Source organism: Streptomyces mangrovisoli (assembly GCF_000974985.2).
Classification (GTDB): Bacteria; Actinomycetota; Actinomycetes; order Streptomycetales; family Streptomycetaceae; genus Streptomyces; species Streptomyces mangrovisoli.
This window is the reverse complement of the sequence record NZ_LAVA02000067.1, coordinates 18,408-32,630: the sequence shown is the minus strand read 5'-3', so window position 1 is coordinate 32,630 and position 14,223 is coordinate 18,408. Positions and strand designations below refer to the sequence as shown.

Annotated in this window: 17 protein-coding genes; 11 read left to right on the top strand and 6 right to left on the bottom strand. The window is 69.9% G+C overall.

The window, feature by feature from the left end:
- Positions 1–16: 16 nt before the first annotated feature.
- Together WN71_RS26080 and WN71_RS26075 are read right to left on the bottom strand one after the other, a co-directional pair.
- Positions 17–490, bottom strand: coding sequence for a DUF7919 family protein (locus WN71_RS26080; RefSeq protein WP_046592356.1), 474 nt, complete (start codon positions 488–490; stop codon positions 17–19).
- A gap of 116 nt (positions 491–606) precedes the next feature.
- On the bottom strand, positions 607–861 hold the full coding sequence (locus WN71_RS26075; RefSeq protein WP_046592355.1) for a hypothetical protein: 255 nt from the start codon (positions 859–861) through the stop codon (positions 607–609).
- Positions 862–1,173: 312 nt separating this feature from the next.
- Here WN71_RS26075 and WN71_RS26070 point away from each other — a divergent pair, with 312 nt between their 5' ends.
- A complete protein-coding gene (locus WN71_RS26070) occupies positions 1,174–1,929 on the top strand; it encodes an SDR family NAD(P)-dependent oxidoreductase (RefSeq protein ID WP_046592354.1) in 756 nt (251 codons plus the stop codon).
- Between the two features lie 53 nt (positions 1,930–1,982).
- On the opposite strand, the gene WN71_RS26065 is transcribed toward WN71_RS26070, so the two are convergent.
- Positions 1,983–2,801: an IclR family transcriptional regulator gene (locus tag WN71_RS26065; protein WP_046592353.1), complete on the bottom strand. Its 819-nt coding sequence runs from the start codon at positions 2,799–2,801 to the stop codon at positions 1,983–1,985.
- Positions 2,802–2,913: 112 nt separating this feature from the next.
- Here WN71_RS26065 and WN71_RS26060 point away from each other — a divergent pair, with 112 nt between their 5' ends.
- The 5 genes from WN71_RS26060 (at position 2,914) to WN71_RS26040 (ending at position 6,445) form a co-directional block, all read left to right on the top strand.
- Complete coding sequence (locus tag WN71_RS26060; protein ID WP_046592352.1) at positions 2,914–3,495, top strand: carboxymuconolactone decarboxylase family protein; 582 nt, start codon at positions 2,914–2,916, stop codon at positions 3,493–3,495.
- Between the two features lie 113 nt (positions 3,496–3,608).
- Positions 3,609–4,481 (top strand): fumarylacetoacetate hydrolase family protein, encoded by an 873-nt coding sequence (locus WN71_RS26055; RefSeq protein WP_046592351.1) that lies wholly within the window; start codon positions 3,609–3,611, stop codon positions 4,479–4,481.
- Positions 4,478–5,344: a fumarylacetoacetate hydrolase family protein gene (locus WN71_RS26050; protein WP_046592350.1), complete on the top strand. Its 867-nt coding sequence runs from the start codon at positions 4,478–4,480 to the stop codon at positions 5,342–5,344. Before WN71_RS26055 ends, WN71_RS26050 begins: the two co-directional genes overlap by 4 nt.
- A gap of 46 nt (positions 5,345–5,390) precedes the next feature.
- Entirely contained in the window at positions 5,391–6,191 is an 801-nt protein-coding gene (locus WN71_RS26045) for an SDR family NAD(P)-dependent oxidoreductase (RefSeq protein ID WP_046592349.1), read from the top strand.
- Complete coding sequence (locus tag WN71_RS26040) at positions 6,188–6,445, top strand: aldehyde dehydrogenase family protein (RefSeq protein WP_107469763.1); 258 nt, start codon at positions 6,188–6,190, stop codon at positions 6,443–6,445. The genes WN71_RS26045 and WN71_RS26040 overlap by 4 nt, the downstream gene beginning before the upstream one ends.
- Before the next feature lie 413 nt (positions 6,446–6,858).
- Here the strand turns inward: WN71_RS26040 and WN71_RS42320 are convergent, their stop codons facing one another.
- Positions 6,859–7,545, bottom strand: a complete 687-nt coding sequence (locus tag WN71_RS42320) for a hypothetical protein (RefSeq protein WP_052743234.1) — start codon at positions 7,543–7,545, stop codon at positions 6,859–6,861.
- A gap of 95 nt (positions 7,546–7,640) precedes the next feature.
- On the opposite strand from WN71_RS42320, the gene WN71_RS26030 reads away from it, so the two are divergent.
- From WN71_RS26030 to WN71_RS26010, 5 genes are all read left to right on the top strand, one after another.
- Entirely contained in the window at positions 7,641–8,735 is a 1,095-nt protein-coding gene (locus tag WN71_RS26030; protein ID WP_046592347.1) for an oxygenase MpaB family protein, read from the top strand.
- On the top strand, positions 8,729–9,799 hold the full coding sequence (locus WN71_RS26025) for an NAD(P)-dependent alcohol dehydrogenase (RefSeq protein ID WP_046592346.1): 1,071 nt from the start codon (positions 8,729–8,731) through the stop codon (positions 9,797–9,799). Before WN71_RS26030 ends, WN71_RS26025 begins: the two co-directional genes overlap by 7 nt.
- Positions 9,792–11,171 (top strand): aldehyde dehydrogenase family protein, encoded by a 1,380-nt coding sequence (locus tag WN71_RS26020; protein WP_046592345.1) that lies wholly within the window; start codon positions 9,792–9,794, stop codon positions 11,169–11,171. Before WN71_RS26025 ends, WN71_RS26020 begins: the two co-directional genes overlap by 8 nt.
- Before the next feature lie 12 nt (positions 11,172–11,183).
- Positions 11,184–11,393, top strand: coding sequence for a GMC family oxidoreductase N-terminal domain-containing protein (locus WN71_RS26015; RefSeq protein WP_046592344.1), 210 nt, complete (start codon positions 11,184–11,186; stop codon positions 11,391–11,393).
- A gap of 66 nt (positions 11,394–11,459) precedes the next feature.
- The gene (locus WN71_RS26010; RefSeq protein ID WP_046592343.1) at positions 11,460–12,215 is read left to right on the top strand and encodes an IS5/IS1182 family transposase; all 756 of its coding nucleotides are present in this window, start codon (positions 11,460–11,462) and stop codon (positions 12,213–12,215) included.
- Between the two features lie 2 nt (positions 12,216–12,217).
- Here the strand turns inward: WN71_RS26010 and WN71_RS26005 are convergent, their stop codons facing one another.
- Positions 12,218–12,589: a hypothetical protein gene (locus WN71_RS26005; protein WP_046592342.1), complete on the bottom strand. Its 372-nt coding sequence runs from the start codon at positions 12,587–12,589 to the stop codon at positions 12,218–12,220.
- Positions 12,590–12,861: 272 nt separating this feature from the next.
- Positions 12,862–14,205, bottom strand: coding sequence for an amidohydrolase (locus WN71_RS26000; protein ID WP_046592341.1), 1,344 nt, complete (start codon positions 14,203–14,205; stop codon positions 12,862–12,864).
- Positions 14,206–14,223 lie beyond the last annotated feature (18 nt).

Below are 14,223 nucleotides of genomic sequence, written 5' to 3'. Positions count from 1 at the left end.
TGGAGATCGTTTGCATCTACTCCGTGAGGCGTTCGGCGTCTTCCGGGACCCAGGGGAAGGGCACGTCAGGCCACCGGGCGGCCGCCCACACGTCGAGGTCGACGGCGAGCACGGCGTCGACGAAAGCCTCCGGCGGTCGGTAACCGTGCACGGTGATGTAGTGGGTGACCAGGAACGGGGCGGCGTAGGCGATGCCGACCTCGCCCGGGATCCGCACCTCCCCATTTCCTTCCGGAGCCTCGACCTCAGGACACAGGTCGCATGCGTGGACACCGAGGCAGACGTTCATCCACTGAACATGCTGGATGGCCTGCAACTTCTCCACGAAGCCCGCGGGAACGGGCCCTGTCGAGTACGGCTTGCCTGCCGCCAGCCATCCGACATTCAGGCGGATGTACTGAGGGCGATACCAGAGCTCGTAGAAGGACTCCCTGTCACCGAAGGCATCCTCGTCCTGATAGGTGTACTCGCTGAGATCTTCGTAGAACACCCGCACATCATCGCCGCACCTGCCGACAAAACATGGGGCTGAGCCCGGAGTGGACCTCACCTCCTGAGGTTCCGCCGGCGAACCCGCGTGCGCGGCGGCCCTCAGCCCCAGCGGAATCAGCCCTGTGAGCGCTCGTCAGCGAGCCACGACACAGCCCGCTCGGCGGCTTGTTCGGCATCGGCCCGGGTGGCGTACGTGGCACCGGAGAAGTACGCCACCGGCGTCCACGCTCCCATGTCCTCGGGATCGCAACGGAATTCCTCGAACCCGAACGACCCGTCGGGACGGGCGAAGATGTCGACGCACCGGAACCGGTCGGCAGACTCCCAACTGGCAAGAACGGCCCAGTTCGGATCCAGGCGAGTGGACACGGACGGGACTCTACGCCGGGCAGAACGGTCACGCCATGGCGACTCGCTCTCCGAGATCCCTGCCGCCTCGGCAGTGCAGGCCCCGGCGCCTGGCCGGCGTGCTCGCTGAGCCCCGGGCTCACCCGCGGCGGCGGAGCCCCCTGATCAGTAGGCGGATGACGCGAGCCGGCGCCCGAACCGCCCTGCCGCCTCAGCCGACAAGCCACGGGCGCGCAGGCGGTCAAGAGCTTCGAGGCGGTGGACATCCGGCGGCGGCGCGGTCTATCGTCCAAGCGATTGTGAAAGTGGCTTTCGACTGACGAAAGGATGCCGATGGACTGGTTGGGGCTTGGAGGCCGCCGGGCGCTCGTCCTGGGCGCCGGAGGGCTGGGGGCGTCCTGTGTCCGGGAGCTGGCCGCGGTGGGCGCGCGCGTCGCGGTGGTCGATGTGGACGAGGCCAGGCTGAAGGCGCTGCGGGAGGACTCGGCCCTCTCGTCCGCCGCCCTGCGGACGGTCTGTGCGGACGTGGCCTCCTCGGCGGGCTGCGAGGAGGCGGTGACGGCGGCCGCGGACGGTCTCGGAGGGCTGGACGTCCTCGTGCACGCCGTCGGTACGAACGACCGCCGTCCTGTCCTGGACATGCCGGACGAGGTGTGGGATCGGATCGTCACCCTGAACCTGTCGAGCGCGTTCTGGGCCGGGCGGGCCGCCGGACGCGTCATGCGCGAGGCCGGTCAGGGCAGCATGGTGTTCTTCTCCTCGGTCTCCTCCCGGCTCGCGCACCGGCATCACGCTCCGTACGCGGCGACCAAGGGTGGCCTGGACCAGCTGGTGAAGGTGATGGCCCGCGAGTGGGCGGCCGACGGGGTGACCGTGAACGCGGTCGCGCCCGGTTACACGGAGACGGAGCTCACCAAGGAGTACCTGGCCAAGCCGGGAATGCGGGAGGAGATGGTGGGTCTGGTGCCGGCCGGGCGGCTGGGCACGCCGCAGGACGCCGTCGGGGCGGTGCTGTTCCTCGCCTCGCGTCAGGCGGCCTTCGTCACCGGGCAGGTCCTGTACGTGGACGGCGGCCGGACCCTTGTCTGAACGAGCGGAGCGACAGCGCCGTGCCCCCTCCCCGCCCCGCGGGCCCGGCGGCCTCAGCCGCCCCCGAGCAGTCGCGTGATCTCGCGGCAGGCGTCCAGCAGAGCGGGACGCAGTTCGTCGTGCAGGCGCTCGACGGGGAACTCCATCGCCGGCACGGCGACGTTGACCCCGGCCACGGCCGTCCCGGCGGCGTCGAAGACCGGCGCGGCCACCGACCGCAGCCCGTAGGCGAGTTCCTCGTCCTGGATCGCCCAGCCCTGCTTGCGGATCTCGGCCAGCGCCGGCCGCAGCGCGGCGAGGGACCTGAACGCGTTGGGGCCCGTCGTCCCGCCGAACGATCTCTCCGTCACGCACCCGTCCAGGGCCTCGCCGTCGAGGTGGGCGAGGAGGACCTTGCCGATGGAGGTGCCGACGGCCGGGAGCCGCGAGCCGACCTGGATGTTGGCGGTCACCAGGTCGTTGTTGCGCAGCCGGATCAGGTACAGCACCCGGTCCTCGGAGAGCGAGCCGAGGTTCACCGTCTGCCCGGTCGCCGCGGCGAGCCGGCGCAGCGGGCCGTCGGCGAGCTCAACGAGATCCATGCTGCGCAGCGCCGAGAACCCGAGGGTGAGCACCTTCGGGGCGGGACGGTAGGCCCCGTCCGGGAGTTGTTCGAGAAAGCCTTCGGTCACCAGGGTGGCGGCCATCCGGAAGGCCGTGGGAAGCGGGATCGCCGTCTCGGCCGCCATGTCGGTGAGCTTCATCGACGGGCGCTTCTCGGAGAACAGCCCGAGCAGCCGGAGCCCTTTGGCCAGGGCCTCGACGTGATAGCTGCGCTTGGCGGCGGGGCCGTCGGGGACCAAGGTCTCGCTGGCGTCGTCACGTGGCGGCACTCGGGGCTCACTTCCTGCGGGGGTCCTCTGCACCGAACCCCACCACTTTCATTGTACGGAAGTCGATATCACGCCGTGGTCGGGCGTCGCAAGATCGAGGAGGGCCCAACGGATGGAGGCCAGACTGCGTCGGCCGGCGCCGGAGGAACTGGACGACGGACAGCGCGCCGTCTACGAGGCGATCACCTCAGGGCCCCGCTCGTCCGGCCCGCAGGCGTTCCCGCTGACGGACGAGCGGGGACGGTTGCGGGGCCCTTTCAACGCCATGCTCCTGAGCCCGACCGTCGGGCTTGCGCTCCAGGGCCTCGGCGGCGCGGTGCGCTACGGATCCGCGCTGGGCGACCGGGCCCGGGAAATGGCGATCCTCGCCGTGGCGGCGCACTGGCACAGCACGTTCGAACGGGATGCGCATGAAGCGGTGGGCCGGGCCGTCGGGCTGACGGAGCCGGAGATGGCGGCGTTGCGCGCGGGGGTGTCCCCGGATCTCGCCGACACCGAGGAGGCAGCGGCGGTGCGGGCCACGCACCTGCTGCTGCGGCACGGCTCGCTCAGCGAACAGGAGTACGGTGCCGCCGTCGCGGCCCTCGGGGAGCGGGGCCTGTTCGACGTGACGACGCTCGTCGGGTACTACGCGACGCTCGCCCTTCAGCTGCGCGTCTTCGCAGGTGAGGCGAGAGGTGCGGCGGACGGCTGACCTGCACCTCCCCGCTCCGCGAGCCTTGACACGCCGTCGGACACGCATCAATACTCCCTCACAAAGTTCACTGAGCGAATTTCACTTTCATCAAGTGAGAGAAGGCGGGGCTCATGAAACTGGTCACCTTCGACGACGGCAGGGTCGGCAGGCTGGAACTGGAGGAACGGCTGGTGCTGCCGCTGGAGGTACCGAGCACCCGGGAGTACTTCGAGCGTGACGGCAAGGTCGCGGAGACCGGCGACCGGCTCTCCCTGGACGACGTGACACTGCGGGCACCGATCGTGCCGAAGAAGTTCTTCCACACCTCCGGCAACTTCCGTGAGCACGAGGACGAGTCGAAGAACGTCGACTGGTCGCACCCGATGCACAAGGGCATCGTCTTCTTCCAGAACGTGGACGCGATCGTCGGCCCGGACGAGCCCGTCATCTACCCCGAGCACCTCACCAGCGAGCTGGACTACGAGCTGGAGATCGCCGTCGTCATCGGCAGGCCCGGCAAGTTCTTCGGCGTCGACGACGCCCCCGACCACATCGCCGGCTACGTCGTCTTCAACGACATCACCGCCCGCGACATCCAGCGCCGGGAGATGGAGTCGGGCGTCTTCTCCTTCTGCAAGGCCATCGACACCTTCTGCCCCGTGGGCCCCTACATCGTGACGGCCGACGAGATCCCCGACGCCCAGAACCTCGACATGGAGCTGCGGGTCAACGGCCAGATCCGGCAGAAGTCGAACACCAGCCGCATGTCGGTGTCGATCCCGCACCTGGTCGCCTACCACTCCCCTCAGGGGTACAGCGCGGGCGACCTGATATCGACCGGGACGGTGCAGGGCGTGGCCGGCTTCAGCGGCGACCCGGACATGTACCTCAAGCCCGGCGACATCGTCGAGGCCGAGGTCGAGCGACTCGGTGTCCTGCGCACCCCGATCGTCTCCTGGCAGGAAGGACACGGAACCCCGGCGCCCAAGAGGGTGGACTGGTGAGGTTCGGAGTTCTCGACGGCCGGGCCGTCGTCGTCCGAGGCGGCCTCGCCGCGGACATCGCCACAGCGTCGAGCCGGCGCTTCCCCGCCGATCCCCTGCTCCTGCTGGAGCAATGGCCGCAGCTGCGCGCATGGGCGCAGGCCCTGCCCGACGCGGCTTTCGGCCGGCCGGTCGACCCGCCGGCTCTCGGCGCACCGGTCCCCCGCCCCCGTCAGGTGTTCGCGGTGGCCCTCAACTACCCTCCGCACGCGGCGGAAGCCGGATACACCCCGCCCGACGCACCCCTTGTCTTCACCAAGTTCCCCTCCTCCATCGCCGGCCCCGACACCACCGTCGTGCTTCCGCCCGGCAGAGTGGACTGGGAGGTGGAACTCGTCGCGGTGATCGGCCGGGAGACCTACCGGGTGAGCGAGGCCGACGCCTGGCAGGCGGTGGCCGGACTGACCGTCGGCCAGGACCTCTCCGAACGGGTCAGCCAACTCCGGGGCACCCCTCCCCAGTTCAGCCTGGGCAAGTCCTTCCCCGGCTTCGGCCCCATCGGTCCGCTCCTCGTCACGCCCGACGAACTCGGCGACCCCGACGATCTCGAGATCACCGGTCTGCTCAACGGCGACGTCGTCCAGCACGACCGTACGAAGTCCATGATCTTCCCGGTTCCCGAACTCGTCGCCCGTCTCTCCGCGGTGCTCCCCCTGTACCCGGGCGACCTCCTCTTCACCGGCACCCCCGCAGGGGTCGGCAACCGCATGAGTCCACCCCGCTACCTCACCGCGGAGGACGAACTCGTCAGCCGCATCGAAGGACTCGGCGAGATCCGCCAACGCTTCAGCGGTCCGGCCGAGCCCTCGACCGCCGCCCGCTGAGCGCCCGTCGCAGCTACCGGCGGCCCTCCACAGACAAGGAACATCGATGCCCGAGCACACTGCGCGCACCACCCCGATCCCACGGCGATTCGAGGGCCGCACGGTCCTGGTCACCGGCGCCGGCACCGGGTACGGGGCCGAGATCGCCGTCCGAGCCGCCCAGGAAGGCGCCCGGGTCGCGGTGCACTACCGCAGCTCCGCCGCGGGAGCGGAGAAGACCGTCGCCCGCATCCGGGACGTCGGCGGCGAAGCGGTCACCGTGCAGGCCGACATCGCCCGGCACGCGGACATCATCCGGATGGCCGACGAGGTGTTCGCTCACTTCGGCGGGCTGGACGTCCTGGTCAACAACGTCGGCGACGTGGCCGGCGAGCAGATGTCCTGGCGCGACCTCACCGAGGAGTCCCTCGACCATGTGCTGGCCGTGGACGTCAAGGGCACCCTGCTGTGCGTGCACGAGTTCGGGTCCCGGATGCTCGAACAGGGCCACGGCGCGATCGTCAACATCGGCTCCACCGTCATCGTGCGGGGCAGCGCGCGGGCACCGCAGTACGCCGCCGCGAAGTACGGCATCCTCGGCATCACCAAGTCCTACGCCCAGGCCTTCGCGCCGTACGTGCGGGTCAACACCTTCGCGCCCGGGTTCATCGAGACGGAGACCCTCCTGCAGCGGGCGGACTGGAAGAGCGGCCGCCGCGAGGACATGATCGCCAAGACGCCGATGGGCCGCATCCCCGGCCCCGCCGAACTCGCCGGGACCGCGCTGTTCCTCGCCACCGACGACGCCGCCCACATGACCGGCGTGTACCTCAATGCCGACGGCGGCTTCAACATGATCGGCGCGTGACACGTCCACAAACCGGGGGCGCGGCAGGCCTGTCCACCGCCGTGGCCGTCCAGCCGCGCTCCGGCCCCGTCTTCACCGCGCCCGCGACCGGCCAGGTGCTCGCCACCGTGGCCACGGCGTCAGGCGAAGGCTTCGACCCCTTGGTGGCCCGCGCCCGCACCGCACAGCGCGACTGGGCGCGCCTGCCCTACGTCGAGCGCTCCCAGGTCTTCCTGCGAGCCGCCGCGCTCACTGAGGTGGGAGCAGAGCCGTAGGGCACGGCCTTCCATGGCGAGACCGTAGGCCAGGGCACGGACGAGCCCACAACGCCCCTGCCCCATCGCGGCCGTTGACCGGCGCGCGGGGCGTGATCACGCCAGGATCGCCGAGCAGAGCGGCCGCGCCCGCGAGTTGCTGCCCCTGCCGAGCGAGATGGCTCCGACGCGGCGCGATGTGCCGTGCACAGCGGCGGCCGTTCACCCCGCGGAAAGCGCTGGGGACGTCAGGGGCGATCCGCGGCAAGGCGGCTTTCTCGCGGCGTGTACGCAGGACCCTCCGCCCCGCACGGCACGGTCGGGGCGGCCCTCAGGAGGCGGTCAGGTGCACGGCGAGATCGGTTCGGTCACACGGGGCCTCCCAGCCGGGGGCCGACTCGCGCGACCCGGTATTCGGCACGCCGACGGACTGGTCAGCCACCCGGGCCCAGCAGTGCCTCCGCGCCGGCCAGGAACACGTCGATGCTCAGGTGCAGTTGAGTTGTGCCGTACGTGTCGATCGCCGCCGAGGCGATCCGCTCCAGATGGTCGAAGCCGCGGGCGGCGGGGTCATCGAGGGCTCGGCGCAGTTGTGCGGGCCGGGGCCGCTCGTCGGCCCGGGCGGCGAAGGCTGCGTCGCGGGCGTGGCTGAGGCAGATGTTGGTGAGCATGACCAGCAGGCGCAGGGCGGTCTCGTCGGAGAAGCCGGCGCCGACCAACTTGGCGAGCAGTGCTTCGGTGGGGGTCAGGAACTGCAGGTAGGTCGAGTTGCTGAGCCGTAGGTGGTCGGCGAGTCTGCCCAGGGCGCTCGCGCTGTCGGTGAGCGCGACGGCGTAGGCGCGGCAGGCGTGCTGCCAGGTGGCCTGGGTGGCGATCTCGACGTCTGCGAACCCGGCGGCGACGGTGTCGGCAGCGACCATGCCGAGCAGGGTGTCGCGGTCGCTGATGTGGTAGCTGAGCGCCTTGCGGTCGACACCGAGCCGGTCGGCGACGGCCTTCATGGTCAGCACGTCGGGGTCGAGGCCGCGGGCGGCCTCGATGATCTGGTTGATGTCCAGCCCGGCCCACTTGCCCCGGGCCCTGCGTTCCTCCGCCACCGGCACGTGGTCCTCCTCCTGCACGTCTCTTGACCCTCGATATGGCCCACCCTATTGTTACCGCGCGGGAACATTGTTACCGCGAGGGAACAAGCCGAGAACATGTGAGGGAGGTCGCAATGTCCGCAGTCACCGAAGGAGCCCGCAAGACCGACGACCGCATCGTCACCAAGGAGCGCATCCTCGGCACCGCCGGACGCTGGCGGCGTTTCGGCGAGCCCACCCCGGCAGGCGGCTCGCGCAACGAGGACGGATCGGTCGACTACGGGGTCTTCGGCCCCGGTTCGGTCGCGTGGGAGCTGATGCTCCACCCGGTCATGATGTACTTCGAAACGCTCGCCCAGGGCATGCTGCAGCTCACCTACAAGCCGATCTCCGCCGGGATCCGCGACCGCGACCCGATCTCGCGCAAGGCACAGGCCGGCACGCTCACCTTCTTCGACATCTTCGACCGGGCGCAGCGCAACTCGGGCATCCACGCCCCGATGTGGTTCGGCGACACCGCCACCGCGAAGCGGATCGCCAAGCACCTGGTGCAGATCCACCAGAAGGTCGCGGGCGACGTCATCGACGTCGGCGAGCCCGAGCTGGGCGGCTACCAGGCATCCTCGGGCCGGGACGCCATGTGGGCCGCGCTCACCGAGATGCACTCCATCCTCTGGCTCTACGAGACGTTCGCCTGGCGCGGCGGCAAGCCGCCGCGCCGGCTGCCGCCCGCGGTGCGCGACCGGTTCATGGCCGAGACGGTGGCCTACTGCGAGCTGTTCGGCCCGTACGAGGACGAACTACCCCGGACGATGGCCGAGTTGGACGCCCTCTACGTCAAGTACGACGCCCTCTGGGGGCACAGCGACACGATGGACACCATCCCGGAGACCGGGCAGAGCTTCCAGCAGACCGTCCTGGCCACCGCGAAGAAGAACTTCCACATCTCCCAGCTGCGGGTCCTCAAGCAGATCATCAAGATGCAGCTCTGGAACATCCCCGTCATGGCGGCGATGTCCGGCAAGGCCCGGGCGAACCTCGGCGCCGGTCCACGCAAGATCAAGCTGGCTTTCACGGCGAAGCGCGTGCTCATGCCGGTCTTCTGGCTCATGCAGCGACGCCCGTTCGAACGACGGCACATGCGCCTGCTCTGGGGCCCGGACGGCGTCGAACTGATCGAGAGCGCCCGCAAGTTGCACGCCCAGGCCCGGAAGGACCTGACATGGTGAGGGCGGCGGTGCTGCGGTCCGCCGACGGGCCGTTCCGGATCGAAGAGGTCAAGCTGGGCGAGCCCGGCCCGCACGAGGTCCTGGTCCGGGTCGTGGCCGCCGGGATGTGTCACACCGACGCGATGGCGCGGATGATCTTCAACGGTCCGGCCGTTGTCGGCCACGAAGGGGCCGGAGTGGTGGAAGCGGTCGGCTCGGCGGTGACCACCCTCGCGCCGGGCGACCACGTCGTCCTCACCTTCGACTCCTGCGGGACGTGTCCGGTCTGTGCGCGGGCGATGCCGTACCACTGCACGGCGTTCGAGGCGCTCAACCTCGGCCTCGGCGGTCACGGACGGGCACCCTCGGCGACCTCGGACACCGGGGAGCAGGTCGGGAACCGATGGTTCGGGCAGTCCTCGTTCGCCGAGTACTGCATCTCCACCGAGCGCAACACCGTCAAGGTCGACCCCACCGTGCCGCTGGAGCTGCTCGCGCCGCTCGGCTGTGGCGTCACCACCGGCGCGGGCTCGGTGCTCAACGTGATGCGGCTGCGTCCCGGTGACCGGCTCGCGGTCTTCGGCGCCGGAGCGGTCGGCCTCGCCGCCGTCCTGGCGGCCAAGGCCGCAGGTGCCGGTGAGGTCGTCGCGGTCGACCCGCACGAGAACCGCCGGACGCTCGCCCTCGAACTGGGAGCCGACCGGGCGCTCGAGCCGTCGGAGGTGGCGGGCCTGCGCGGCTTCGACTTCTCCTTCGACACCACGGCCCGGGCGTCGGCGATGAGCGCCGCGGTGGACGCGCTCGGCCGGCCCGGTCTGTGCGTGCTGGTCGGCGCCGGCCAGGAGTCGTTGACGATCCTGCCGGCGTTGATGCCCGGCAAGACCATCACGTACGCCTACATGGGCCACGCGAACCCGCCGGTGTTCATCCCGGAGCTGATCCGGCTCTGGCAAAGCGGCCGGTTCCCGTTCGACGCCCTGACCAAGTCTTTCCCGCTGGCGGACATCAACGAGGCGGAGAACGCCTCGGCCATCGGCACCGTCATCAAACCGGTCCTGCTGATGAAGGAAGAAGCAGATGGCTGAGACGCCCACCGAGCTCGCGCAGACGGCGCGCCGCGGATTCGACGCCGGCATCACCCGCCCCCTGGAATGGCGCCGCCAGCAGTTGAAGCAGCTCGACCGGATGCTGGCCGAGAACGCCGCGACGATCGAGGAAGCGGTCCGCGCCGACCTCGGCAAACACCTGCTCGAAGCGCACATGACCGAGATCAACTCGGTGCGTACAGAGATCGCCCTGACGATCAAGAACCTCAAGCGCTGGACGAAGCCGCGCGGGGTGCCGGTGCCGCTGCCCCTGCGACCCGCCACCGGGCGCATCCACCGACAGCCGCTGGGCACCGTACTGGTCATCGCGCCCTGGAACTACCCGGTCCGGCTGCTGCTGATCCCCGTGGCCGGTGCGATCGCGGCCGGCAACGCGGTGGTCGCGAAGCCGAGCGAGGTCTCCTCGCACACCTCCGCCGTCCTCGCCCGGCTCTTCCCGAAGTACCTGGACCAGCGGGCGGTCACCCTGGTCGAGGGCGGCGTCGAGGAGACCACCGAACTGCTCGAGCAGCGGTGGGACCACATCTTCTACACCGGCAACGGCGCCGTCGGGCGGATCGTGATGGCCGCCGCCGTCCGCCACCTCACGCCGGTCACCCTGGAACTGGGCGGCAAATCCCCGGTCTACGTCGACGAGAGCGCCGACATCGACGCCACCGCCGCCTGGCTGGCCTGGGGCAAGCTGCTCAACACGGGCCAGACCTGCGTCGCGCCCGACTACGTCCTCGCCCCGCCGACGGTGGTACCCAAGCTGGTCGACGCGCTGCGCCGGGAGATCACCGTCCTGTACGGCGACGAACCGCGCACCTCACCGGACTACGGCCGGATCATCAGCACCCGGCACGTCGACCGCCTGGCCGGCCTGCTCGGCGGCACCGGGGAGATCGTCATCGGCGGCGAGTCCGACCGGGACGAGAAGTACGTCGCCCCGACCGTCCTGACCGGCGTGTCCCTGGACGACCCGGTCATGGGCGAGGAGATCTTCGGCCCGATCCTGCCGATCGTCACCGTCTCCGGTTCCGACGAGGCGATCAATGTCATCAACAGCCGCGAAAAGCCCCTGGCCCTCTACCTGTTCGCCCGGTCCGCCGCGGTCCGTGACGCCTTCCTGGCCCGCACCACCTCCGGCTCGATGGGCATCAACGCGGACATGATCCAACTCGGGGCACCCGCCCTGCCCTTCGGCGGCGTCGGCGAGAGCGGCACGGGCGCCTACCACGGCGAACACACCGTCCGGCTGTTCAGCCACGAACGCGCCGTCCTGCGCAAACTCCGCGGCCCCAACCTCACCGCCATGGGCCGGCCGCCCTTCACGGCACGCAAGGAGCGGATGCTCCGCAGCGGGTCCTAGAGAGGTCAACCGATGGAGCCCGACCCCAGCAAGGACGCAGCCGCGGGCACCTTCGAGACCGGCCGCATCGTCGGCGGCAGCGGAGCGATCAACGCCATGGCCTACGTACGAGACACCCACGCCGACTACGGGGGCTGGGCCGCGCAGGGTGCCGAGGACTGGTCCTACGACCAGGTACTGAGCCTTTTCCAACCTCGTCCCTACGATGGCCAGTTGGGCTGACAGCGCAGTGAAGCCCCTGGTAGATGGGTTTTCGACCAAGAGAACCATCTCCACCAGAGGCTTCGCATGCTTGTCTATCCGTCTGGGATCGACCTCTCCAGCTCCGCCCTGCGCTTCCTGTCGGCTCAGCTGCGGGCCCATCGTCGACGACGCGGCACCCGCTGGCGACGACTGAGTGCCGACCACCAGGCCCTGCTGGCGCTGGCCCACCTGCGGTGCGGGCACACCTATTCCCAGCTCGCGGCCGGGTTCGGTGTCGGCACCACCACCGCCCACCGGTACATCGCTGAGGCCGTCGATGTTCTGGCCGCACTCGCCCCGGACATGGCTACCGCGGTGAAGATGGCGGCACGCAAAGCGTTCGTGCTCCTCGACGGGACGCTGCTGCCAATCGACCGGATCGCCGCCGACCGCCCGTTCTACTCCGGGAAGCATAAAAAGCACGGCATGAACGTACAGGTCATCGCCGATCCGCATGGCCGATTGCTGTGGGCCTCGCCGGGCGCCGTTCACGACATCAAGGCCGCCCGCACCCACGGCATCATCGACGCCCTCACCGATGCGAGCTTGGCCTGTTGGGAGGACAAGGGATACCAGGGTGCCGGTGGGCCCGTCCGGGTGCCCTTCCGCGACAGGTGGGATCGACTTTCTACAGGTCAGCAAGCCGTGAACCTGTCACATGCGCGTATCCGCGCGCTGGGTGAGCAGGCCATGGCTGCCCTGAAGCAGTGGCGCCTGCTGCGGAAGCTCCGGTGTAGCACGACCCGTATCACCGACACCGTGAAGGCCGTCCTGGTCCTCCACCTCGCCACTGCGGGCTGAGCTCAGCCCGCAGCATTCACCAGAGCCATCAATTCGGCCTCGCTGGTCCCGGTTGGCAGACGCACGTCGATGGTGTAGCCCTCATCGCAGAACACCAGGCAAAGGTGCATGGGTACCAGCCTACGGAAGGCGATCGCCAACCAGATCACGTCCTCCTCCCAAACGTCCATGTACAGGCAGGTCCCGTCCTCGTGCAGATAAGCCTCACGCGGGCCGTACTCCGTGTCGAACCTCCAGATAAGACTGCGCACTTCACTACGGTGCGACGAATCGATCTCGACCTCGGCCCACCGAGCACGGATCGCTTCGGTCAGCGCATCCCGATCGACGTGCCACCCGCCCGCATCACCCTCGACCACTGCCAAGAACGTCATAGCCAGGGTCTATCAGATGCCTATGACACAGCGCGGATCAGCGGTTGCCCGAAGTTGGAATGGGCTCACTGCCACATTCCGGGACCTGGAGAGCTGGATCGAGGGCGCGGACGACCACCGCGGCGGCGGACCGACGGCGTGTCCTGTGCGGCAACCGGCACCCGATCGACGAGGCGTTCGTCCGCGCCGCCGGACAAGGCGCGCGCACTCGCCCTCCCTTGCGCGGACCGTCCCGAGGCCGGCCCCGGCGTGGGCCGGCCCCGGGCCCAGGGTCAGGCCTCCGCGCTCAGCCCGCCGCCCGAGAACCGCTCGTCGGTGGAGAGCGAGTCGTGCAGGTCGACGAACTCCTGACGGGTCATCTTCGGCCCGCCGGCGTCCAGGACCTTGCGGGCGCGTGCCGCGCCGTCCACGAGCAGGTCCACCACCGTCATGGCCATGACCTTGGCCGGCAGGACGGCCGCGGCCACGTGGTCCTTGGTGTAGAACGCGTTGCCGTGGGCCACCGCGTCCGTTCCGCACGAGGCGATCGGCTGGACGACCGGCATGACGGAGCCCAGGTCGCCCATGTCCGTCGAGCCTCCGGCCGCCAGATCCTTCAGGTCGACGAAGCCGTCGCCCACCAGGGCACGCCCGTTGGGCTCCAGGACCTCGACCAGCGCCGCGTCGTCGCTGAAGGGCAGGAACGAGACAGCGGTGGTGATCTCCACGTCCGCGCCCATGGCCAGCGCGCCGCCGCGCAGGGCACGGTCGACCTGCTCGGAGGCACGCTTCATGCCCTCGATGGTGCGGGCCCGGATCAGCATCTCCATGTCGGTGCGGGCCGGAATGGCGGTGACCGCGTCCCCGGCATGGGTGATCAGATGGTGGACGCGGACGCCGTCCTCGTCGCGGAACATCTCCCGGTGCGCGTCGATCGCGGCGATGGCGACGGTGGCCGCCTTGTAGGCCGAGACCCCCGCCCAGGGCGCCGCACCGGCATGCGCGGAACGGCCGTGGAACCGGATCCTCTTGACGAGCGAGCCGTTGGCGTTCGCACCGACCCCCATGGGCAGCATGGCCGGTCCGGCATGGGTGAGCATGGCGAGGTCGACGTCGTCGAAGTGGCCGGCGCGGATCAACTCCGCCTTGCCCGCGGTGTGGTGGAGCTCGCCCTGGTCGCGCAGGCCGAGCCGCCAGTCCACCTCGATGCACTCCTCCGCCGGCACGGCGAACAGCACCACGTCGCCGTCCAGTTCGCCGGAGACCTCGGCCAGGCCGATGCCCGCGCCGATCATGGAGGCTATCTGCGCGTTGTGTCCGCAGGCGTGGGCCGCGCCGGTGACCGGGTCGGCGAAGGGGTGGTCGGGGATGATCAGACTGTCCAGCTCGCCCACGACCGCCACGGTCGGGCCCTGTGAGCGCCCGCGCAGGCGGCCCTTGACGCCCGTGCGGGCCAGGCCGGTCTGCGGGTCCAGGCCGAGCTGCTTCATCTGCTCGACGACCACGCCGGAGGTCCGGGTCTCCTTGTAGCCGGTCTCCGGGTGGCGCAGGATGTCGTCGCTGAGGGCGGTGATCCGGTCGGCCGCCCGGTCGATGGCCTCGCAGACCCGGGCCTTGATGTCGTCCACACTGGTCATGGGTGTCGTGTCCGTTCT